Source organism: Streptomyces sp. NPDC056734 (assembly GCF_042790455.1).
Classification (GTDB): Bacteria; Actinomycetota; Actinomycetes; order Streptomycetales; family Streptomycetaceae; genus Streptomyces.
Window position 1 is genome coordinate 51,827 of sequence record NZ_JBHTZD010000030.1, and the last position, 8,357, is coordinate 60,183.

Consider the following 8,357-nt stretch of genomic DNA (forward strand, 5'->3'; position numbering starts at 1 on the left):
TCCACAGAAAGCCGCCCGTACCCGCCACGACGCCGAGTCGGCCCCCGCTTCGCTCATTACATGAATTAAGGGTTCGGGAAAGGTCGCGGCAAGGCCAATGCGAGAGGTATGTTACAGGTCGGACACAGGGCGGAAGGGGCCACATGACGGGGCGGAACGGGCGCACGGTACGGGACCTGAGGCGGGCCAACCGCACGGCCGTGCTGCAACGGCTGTACTTCGACGGCCCCCTCAGCCGCTTCGAACTCGGCCCCGCCACGGGTCTCAGCTCCGGCTCGATCAGCAATGTCGTCGCCGACCTGGTCGGGGACGAACTGGTGGAGGAGGCCGGCAGCGTCGACTCCGACGGCGGCCGGCCCCGCACCCTGCTGCGGGTCTCGCCCCGCAGCGGCCACATGATCGGCGTCGACGTCGGCGAGACCCGCGTCCGCGTCGAGCTGTTCGACCTCGCGCTCACCGAACTCGCCCGCACCGAACGCCCCCTGGAACCCCAGCGCTACGACGTGGACGTCATCGTCGGCCACATCCGCGACGGCATCTCCGAGGTGATCGGCGCCGCGGGCATCGCCCCCGAGCAGCTGCTCGGCGTCGGCATAGGCGTCCCCGGCATCGTCGAGCGCACCCCGGAGCGCGGCGCGGTCGTACACGGCCAGACCATCGGCTGGGACGCGGTCCCGCTGGAGGAACTGCTCCGCGAGGGCTCCCAGCTGCCCGTCGCCGTCCGCTACTTCATCGACAACGGCGCCAAGACCCTGGGCCAGGCCGAGATGTGGTTCGGCGGCGGACGCGGCGCCCACAACGCGGTTGTCGTGCTCTTCGGCTCCGGCGTCGGCGCCTGTCTGGTCACCCCGGACGCGGACAACGGCCGGGCCGTCGAGTGGGGGCATCTGACGGTCCGGGTGCGCGGACGCCGCTGCCGCTGCGGCGCGCTCGGCTGCCTGGAGGCGTACGCGGGCGCCGAGTCACTGCTGGAGCGCTGGCGCGAGGCCGGCGGCCGGCCGCCCCGGGGCACCGACGAGGAGACCACCCTCACCGCCATGCTCGCCGCCGCCTACCCACCCGAGGGCACCGAGCCCGACCCCGTCGCCCTCGGGGTGCTGGAGGAGACCGCCGAGTACCTGGGCGCCGGGCTCTCCGACCTGATCAACCTCTTCCAGCCCGAGCGGATCCTGATCGGCGGCTGGGCCGGCCTCCAGCTCGGCCCCCGGTTCCTGCCCGACGTTCGCCGCCACGCCATGTCGTACGCCCTGAAGCACCCGGCGCAGAAGGTGACCGTGGAACTCGGCCTGCTCGGGCCGGACGCGGTGACCGTCGGCGCCGCGATCCTGCCGCTGGCCGACTTCTTCGCCCGCGGCGGACGACGCCCCGAGCCCACACCCGAGGGCCCGGCCCCCGCCTGGCAGGCAGTCCTGGAGGAACGCGCCCCACACTGAGGCGCCTGCGCCGAGCCGCCCACGCTGAGGCGCCTGGGCTGAGACACCCGCGCTGAGCAGCCCGCGCGGCCACCCGTACTGGGTCACCTGCACTGCGCCGCCCGTACGGGGCCGTCCCGCGTGGCTGCCTGTGCCGGGTCACCTGCACTGCGCCCCCTGCACCGGGTCGTCTCGTGCGGCCACCTGTGCCGGGTCACCTGCACTGCGCCGCCCGCGCCGGGCCGTCTCGTACGGCCACCTGCGTCGAATCGTCCCGCGCAGCGGCCCGCACCACCCCGCTCGGCCGCCCGCCCCGCCCCGCCCCGCCCCGCCCCGCGCAGCGCCCCGCACCCCCCACCCGCACCCGGTCCGGTCCCCTCCTCCCGGCCGGATGCCATCGCCCGTAACCCAATTTTGACAGGCTCTTGACAAATGGCCGGGTGCCCAACAGCATGCAAAGGGTTCGCAGGCATCTGCAATTCCTTAGGTGCGCACTGCAATTACCGCGCACCGCATCACCGCAATCGCCCGCACCCCACCACCGCAATCACCACGCCCCGCACCACCACGCACCGCACACCTCCCGGACTCGGCCGTTCCGTGTCCGAGCCCCGCTCCAGCACCCGGCAAGCGCGGCCGGCGCGCGCCTTGCCTGACATCCCCCACCGTCAGGAAGGACGAACCTTCATGCAATGGCGCCCTCGCGCAGGGCTGAGAACGCTCACTGCGCTCGCGCTCGTCCTGGCCGGAGCCGTCACCGCGGCTCCCGCGGCCGGTACGGCCCCCCACGCCAGCACGGCGTCCGTGGTCGCGGCGGACCTCCCGGCCGCCGACTACCAGCAGGTCCAGCTCGCCACCGGAGCCGCCGAGGTGGGTCAGCCGATGTCCCTGGCCGTGCTGCCGGACCGCTCGGTCCTGCACACCGCCCGCGACGGCACGATCCGCCTCACCGACCCGGCCGGAAACACCAAGCAGGCCGGGAAGCTCGACGTCTACACACACGACGAGGAGGGCCTCCAGGGGATCGCCGCCGACCCCGCCTTCGCCACCAACCGGTACGTGTACGTCTACTACTCACCGAAGCTGACCACCCCGGCCGGCGACGCCCCCACCACCGGCACCGCCGCCGACTTCGAGGTCTGGAAGGGCCACCTCAATCTGTCCCGGTTCACCCTGCTCGCCGACGGCACCCTGGACATGGCCAGCGAGAAGATCGTCCTCCAAGTGCCCAACGACCGCGGCCAGTGCTGCCACGTCGGCGGGGACATCGACTTCGACGCCGCCGGGAACCTCTATCTGACCACCGGCGACGACACCAACCCGTTCGACTCCTCCGGCTACACACCGATCGACGAACGCACCGACCGCAACCCGCAGTTCGACGCCCAGCGCTCCTCCGGCAACACCAACGACCTGCGCGGCAAGCTGCTGCGGATCAAGCCCACCGCGGCCGGCGGCTACACCGTCCCGGCCGGCAACCTCTTCGCACCGGGCACGGCGAACACCCGGCCCGAGATCTACGCGATGGGCTTCCGCAACCCCTTCCGGATGTCCGTGGACCGCGCCACCGGCACGGTCTACCTCGGCGACTACGGCCCCGACGCGGGCGGCACCGACACCAACCGGGGCCCCGGCGGCCAGGTCGAGTTCAACCGCATCACCTCACCCGGAAACTACGGCTGGCCGTACTGCACGGGAACCAACACGACCGCCGAGACGTACAACGAGTACACCTTCCCGAGCGGCCCCGCCGCCGCCAAGTACAACTGCGCGACCGGACCCACCAACAACTCCTTCCGCAACACCGGCCAGACCACCCTGCCGCCCGCCAAGGCGAGCTGGATCAAGTACGGCCTGGAAGGCTCCCCGCCCGAGTTCGGCAGCGGCTCCGAGTCCCCGATGGGCGGCGAGGTCTACCGCTACGACCCGAACTCCACCTCGGCCGTCAAGTTCCCCCAGTCCCTCGACGGCCGCTACTTCGCCGCCGAGTACGGCCGCCAGTGGATCAAGGCCATCGAGGTCAAGAGCGACGGCACCTACGGAGTCATCGAGGACGTCCCCTGGAACGGCACACAGGTGATGGACTCCGACTTCGGCCCCGACGGCGCGCTCTACGTCCTGGACTACGGCACGGGCAGCAACAACGCGGGCCTGTACCGCATCGAGTACATCGGCGGCGCCAACCGCAACCCCATCGCCCGGGCGACCGCCGACCGCACCTCCGGCGCGCTGCCGCTCGCCGTCCAGTTCTCCTCGGCGGGCAGCTCCGACCCCGAGGGCGGCGCGCTCACCTACTCCTGGAACTTCGGCGACGGAGCCACCTCCACCCAGGCCAACCCCAGCCACACGTACACCACCGCGGGCACCTATCACCCCACCCTCACCGTCCGCGACCCACAAGGGCTCACCGGCACCGCCAGCCTGGTGGTCACGGCCGGCAACACCGCGCCCACGGTGACCCTGCAACAGCCACTGAACGGGCAGTTGTTCTCCTTCGGCGACACCGTGCCCTTCAAGGTGCAGGTCTCCGACCCGGAGGACGGCACCATCGACTGTTCCAAGGTCAAGGTCACCTATCTCCTCGGCCATGACGCCCACACCCACGCCATCACCTCCTCCACCGGCTGCGAGGGCACCATCACCGTGCCCGCCGACGGTGAGCACGACAGCGCCGCCAACCTCTACGGGGTCTTCGACGCCGAGTACACCGACACGGCCGGGCTGACCACCCACTCCCTGCGCACCCTCCAGCCGCGGCACCGCCAGGGCGAGCACTTCACCGCCCAGTCCGGCATCCAGATCGCCGACCACGCCCCGGCCGAGGGCGGCAAGACCGTCGGCTTCACCGACGACGGCGACTGGGTCTCCTTCACGCCGTACGCCCTCGCGGGCGCCACCACGTTCACCGCCCGGGTCTCCTCAGGGGGCGTCGGCGGCCGGATCGAGATCCGCGCCGGTTCCGCGACCGGCACCCTGCTCGGCACCGCCACCGTGCCGGTGACCGGCGGCTGGGAGACCTTCACCGACGTCACCGCCAATCTGACCGGGGCACCCGCCGGGACCACCGACCTGTATCTGGTGTTCCGCGGCACGACCGGTCAGGGCAACCTCTTCGACGTCGACGCCTTCACCCTCACCAGCGGCATCACCGCCACGCCCCGGGAGGCGGAGACATACAGCTCCTCCTTCGGCGTCCAGGCCGCCGCGCACGCCCCGGCGAGCGGCGGCTACACCCTCGGCCACATCGACAATGGCGACTGGGCGGGCTACTCCGCCGTCTCCACGACCGGCGCCACCTCCTTCACCGCCCGGGTCTCCTCCGCGGGCGCGGGCGGCACCGTCACGATCCGCTCCGGCTCGCAGACCGGGCCGGTGCTCGGCTCGGTGGCGGTCCCGGTGACCGGCGGCTGGGAGACCTTCACCACCGTCTCCACCACCCTCAACGGCACCGGCACAGGGCCGCTGTTCCTCACCTTCACCGGCGGCGCGGGCGCCCTGTTCGACATCGACACCTTCTCCCTGGGCACGGCCTCCCTCAACTCCACGACCCGAAAGGGGTGACCCTGTGACCCGGCTGACCCGACTGACCAGCAATCTGCGCCGCCTCACCACGGTCCTGACCCTGGCCCTGCTGGGCGCGCTGATCGCCCCGGCCACCACCGCGCACGCCGCCACCTTCGACGTCCTGGTGTTCTCCAAGACCGCCGGATTCCGCCACGACGCGATCCCCACCGGCCTCAGCACCTTGAACACTCTCGGCACCCAGAACGACTTCTCCGTCACCGCCACCGAGGACGCCGCCGCGTTCACCACCGCCAACCTCGCGACCTACGAGGCCGTGGTGTTCCTCAACACCACCGGCGATGTCCTCAACGCCACCCAGCAGACCGCCTTCCAGTCCTACATCGACTCCGGCGGCGGCTACCTCGGCGTGCACGCCGCCGCCGACACCGAGTACGACTGGCCCTACTACGGACAGCTCGTCGGCGCCTGGTTCCAGAGCCACCCCGCGATCCAGTCGGCCACCATCCGCAACGAGGACCGCACCCACCCGGCCACCTCGCACCTGGGCGCCACCTGGACCCGCAGCGACGAGTGGTACAACTACCGCGCCAACCCCCGCCCCAACGTGCACGTCCTGCAGACCCTGGACGAGACCAGCTACACCGGCGGCTCCATGGGCACCGACCACCCCATCACCTGGTGCCACAGCCAGGGCCAGGGCCGCTCCTTCTACACCGGCCTCGGCCACACCATCGAGACCTACGCCGACCCCGCCTTCCGCTCCCTGCTGCTCGGCGGACTGCGCTACGCGGCCGGACAGGTCACCGCCAACTGCGCGCCCCCGGCGGGCACCGGAGTGATCGAGGGCGAGTCGTACACCTCGTCCTTCGGCGTCCAGGCGGCCAACCACACCCCGGCCAGCGGCGGCCGGACCCTCGGCCACATCGACAATGGCGACTGGGCGGGCTACTCGGCCGTCTCCACGACCGGCGCCACCTCCTTCACCGCGAAGGTCTCCTCGGCGGGCGCGGGCGGCACCATCGAGGTCCGCTCCGGCTCGGCCACCGGCACCCTGCTGGGCTCGGTCGCGGTCCCGGTGACCGGCGGCTGGGAGACCTTCACCACCGTCTCCACCACCCTCACCGGCACCGCCACCGGACCGCTCTTCCTGCGCTTCACCGGCGGCGCCGGAGCCCTCTTCGACGTCGACACCTTCAGCCTCGGCACCCAGCCCGCCACCCAGGCCCTCTCCGACGACGTCCATCTCTTCTACTACCCGTGGTACGGCAGCCCCGCCGTCAACGGCAGCTTTCGCCACTGGCAGCAAGGCGGCAACACCCCGCCCGACGACATCGGCGCCGACCTCTACCCGACCCTCGGCGCCTATGACTCCGGCGACTTCGACGGCGCCGTCGCCCAGCACATGGAGTGGGTCGCCCGCTCCGGCGCGGGAGTGATCGTCTACAGCTGGTGGGGCCGCGGCAGTTACGAGGACCAGCTCATCCAGGGCGTGCTCGACGCGGCCCAGGAGCGGGGCATCGAGGTCGCCTGGCACCTGGAGCCGTACGCGGGCCGTACCGCCGCCTCCACGGTCGCCGACATCCAGTACCTCAACAGCACCTACGGCAGCCACCCGGCCTTCTACCGCTCCGCCGACCATGGCGGCAAGGGCGCGTACTACGTCTTCCAGAGCCTGAACATCACCGACTGGACCGCCCTGGACCAGGTCACCGGCTCCAGCATCGTGCTCGCCCAGACCACCGACACCACCAAGATCGCGCACTTCTCCGGCATGTACACCTACGACGGGATCGCGGGCGCCACCGCCCCCGGCTGGAAGCAGGCCGGGGACTACGCGAGCGCCAACGGCCTGATCTGGTCCCCGTCCGTCGCCCCGGGCTACATCGACGACCGGGCCGTCCCCGGCAACACCACCCCCACCGTGGCCCGTGCCAACGGCGCCGCCTACGACCGGCAGTGGAACAACGCCCTGGACCCGGCGATCGGCGGCAATCCGACCTGGGTCTCGGTGACCTCGTTCAACGAGTGGCACGAGGGCAGCTCCATCGAGCCCGCCGACTCCACCCCGCCCGCCGGACAGGGCTATCAGACCTACAACGGCGCCTATGGACTGACGGGGACCGCGGCGGAGACCGCCTACCTCGACCGCACGGCCTACTGGGTGGGCCGTTTCCAGTAGATCCCTGTGCCGTGAGATCCCCGTGCCCTGAGATCCCTGTGCCCTGACAGGCCGGCGGCCGGAAGCCCCTCGGGACTTCCGGCCGCCGGTGCACGGCAGGTCAGGCGTACGCGTCGAAGGCGATGCCCGCGGGCTTCGAGTAGTCGAGCTGCCACTCGAAGTCGCCGTCCTTGATCTTCAGGGAGGCGGAGCCGAAGTTGGCGTTCACGAGCTTGTCGCGGTAGCCCTCCGGGTAGCCGTCCCAGCCGACCAGACGCGGGTAGAACCAGTTGCCGGTGGCGTTCTCCGCCGGTTCGTCATTGGTGTTGGCGAAGCGGAAGCAGTGGGTCGAGGCCCCGTCCTTGTGGTAGACGATCTTCGGGTGGGTGCCGTCGAAGCGGATCGCCGAGCGGGCGGCCACCTGGTACGTCGCGTGCTGGGACACCGACACGTACTGCACCTCGTTGTTGCTGATCCACACCACGACGTGTTCCCAGTCATGGGTGTGACCGATCGCGGCCGGACCGAGGGTCACCTGGTCCTTCTCGAAGTAGCTCGCGTACATCACCGCGCACCAGCCGTTGTTGCACTTGGCGCGCGAGTAGGTGTTGGCGTTGGCGAGCTGGGCGGGGTCATGGCACTTGCCGTTGACATCGCCGCCGAGCGGCAGACCGGGATTGATGGTGCCGTCCGCGCCTATCGCGGCGGTGGCGTAGCAGCCGTCACCGTCGTAGTCGTAGGCGGGGGAGAAGGTCTGATCCAGACCGCCGGCGTTCTGGGGCAGCAGGGTCAGCACATTCGCCTGGGCCTGGGCGGGCAGCGCGACGACCAGGGCCATCGCGCCGAGTACGGCGGCGACCACGGAACGGCGCCGGACACGAGTGGGGGAAGTGGTGCCGGAACCTCTGGTGGGGGACAGCGGGTTGCGCACGTCGACTCCTGACTCCGAACGAGACACAGGTTGCGCTCGGTCATTTCAGGTCCAGACCATCCCAGGCGCGCTTCGGCGGCGTCAATGACTCGGAAGGAGACGGCACTTGGCGTCCCTCGGGGTCACACACGGCGTTCACGCGGTGGTCGACGCGGAGGGCCCGCCGCGGGGTCGGGGGTGGGGGGAGGCGGTGGGGGAGGTGGGCCGCCGTCGGGTGTGGACGGGCGGCGCCACCGGCCCCGTAGAAGTCAGGCTCCCTACCGGGCCCAGGTCCCTTACCGGGCCCAGGTCCCTTACCGGGCCCAGGTCCCTTACCGGGCCCAGGTCCCTT

General features: G+C 71.1%; 4 protein-coding genes. 3 read left to right on the forward strand and 1 reads right to left on the reverse strand.

Translation table 11 applies throughout. The annotated features are described in order from the left end of the window. Positions 1-143: 143 nt before the first annotated feature. The 3 genes from ACFRFC_RS33440 (at position 144) to ACFRFC_RS33450 (ending at position 7,116) form a co-directional block, all read left to right on the forward strand. The gene (locus ACFRFC_RS33440) at positions 144-1,433 is read left to right on the forward strand and encodes an ROK family protein (protein ID WP_382692491.1); all 1,290 of its coding nucleotides are present in this window, start codon (positions 144-146) and stop codon (positions 1,431-1,433) included. Positions 1,434-2,099: 666 nt separating this feature from the next. Next, positions 2,100-4,973, forward strand: a complete 2,874-nt coding sequence (locus tag ACFRFC_RS33445; protein ID WP_382692490.1) for a carbohydrate-binding protein — start codon at positions 2,100-2,102, stop codon at positions 4,971-4,973. Positions 4,974-4,977: 4 nt separating this feature from the next. Next, positions 4,978-7,116 (forward strand): ThuA domain-containing protein, encoded by a 2,139-nt coding sequence (locus ACFRFC_RS33450; protein ID WP_382692489.1) that lies wholly within the window; start codon positions 4,978-4,980, stop codon positions 7,114-7,116. Positions 7,117-7,216: 100 nt separating this feature from the next. On the opposite strand, the gene ACFRFC_RS33455 is transcribed toward ACFRFC_RS33450, so the two are convergent. Then, the gene (locus tag ACFRFC_RS33455; protein ID WP_382692545.1) at positions 7,217-7,933 is read right to left on the reverse strand and encodes an NPP1 family protein; all 717 of its coding nucleotides are present in this window, start codon (positions 7,931-7,933) and stop codon (positions 7,217-7,219) included. Positions 7,934-8,357 lie beyond the last annotated feature (424 nt).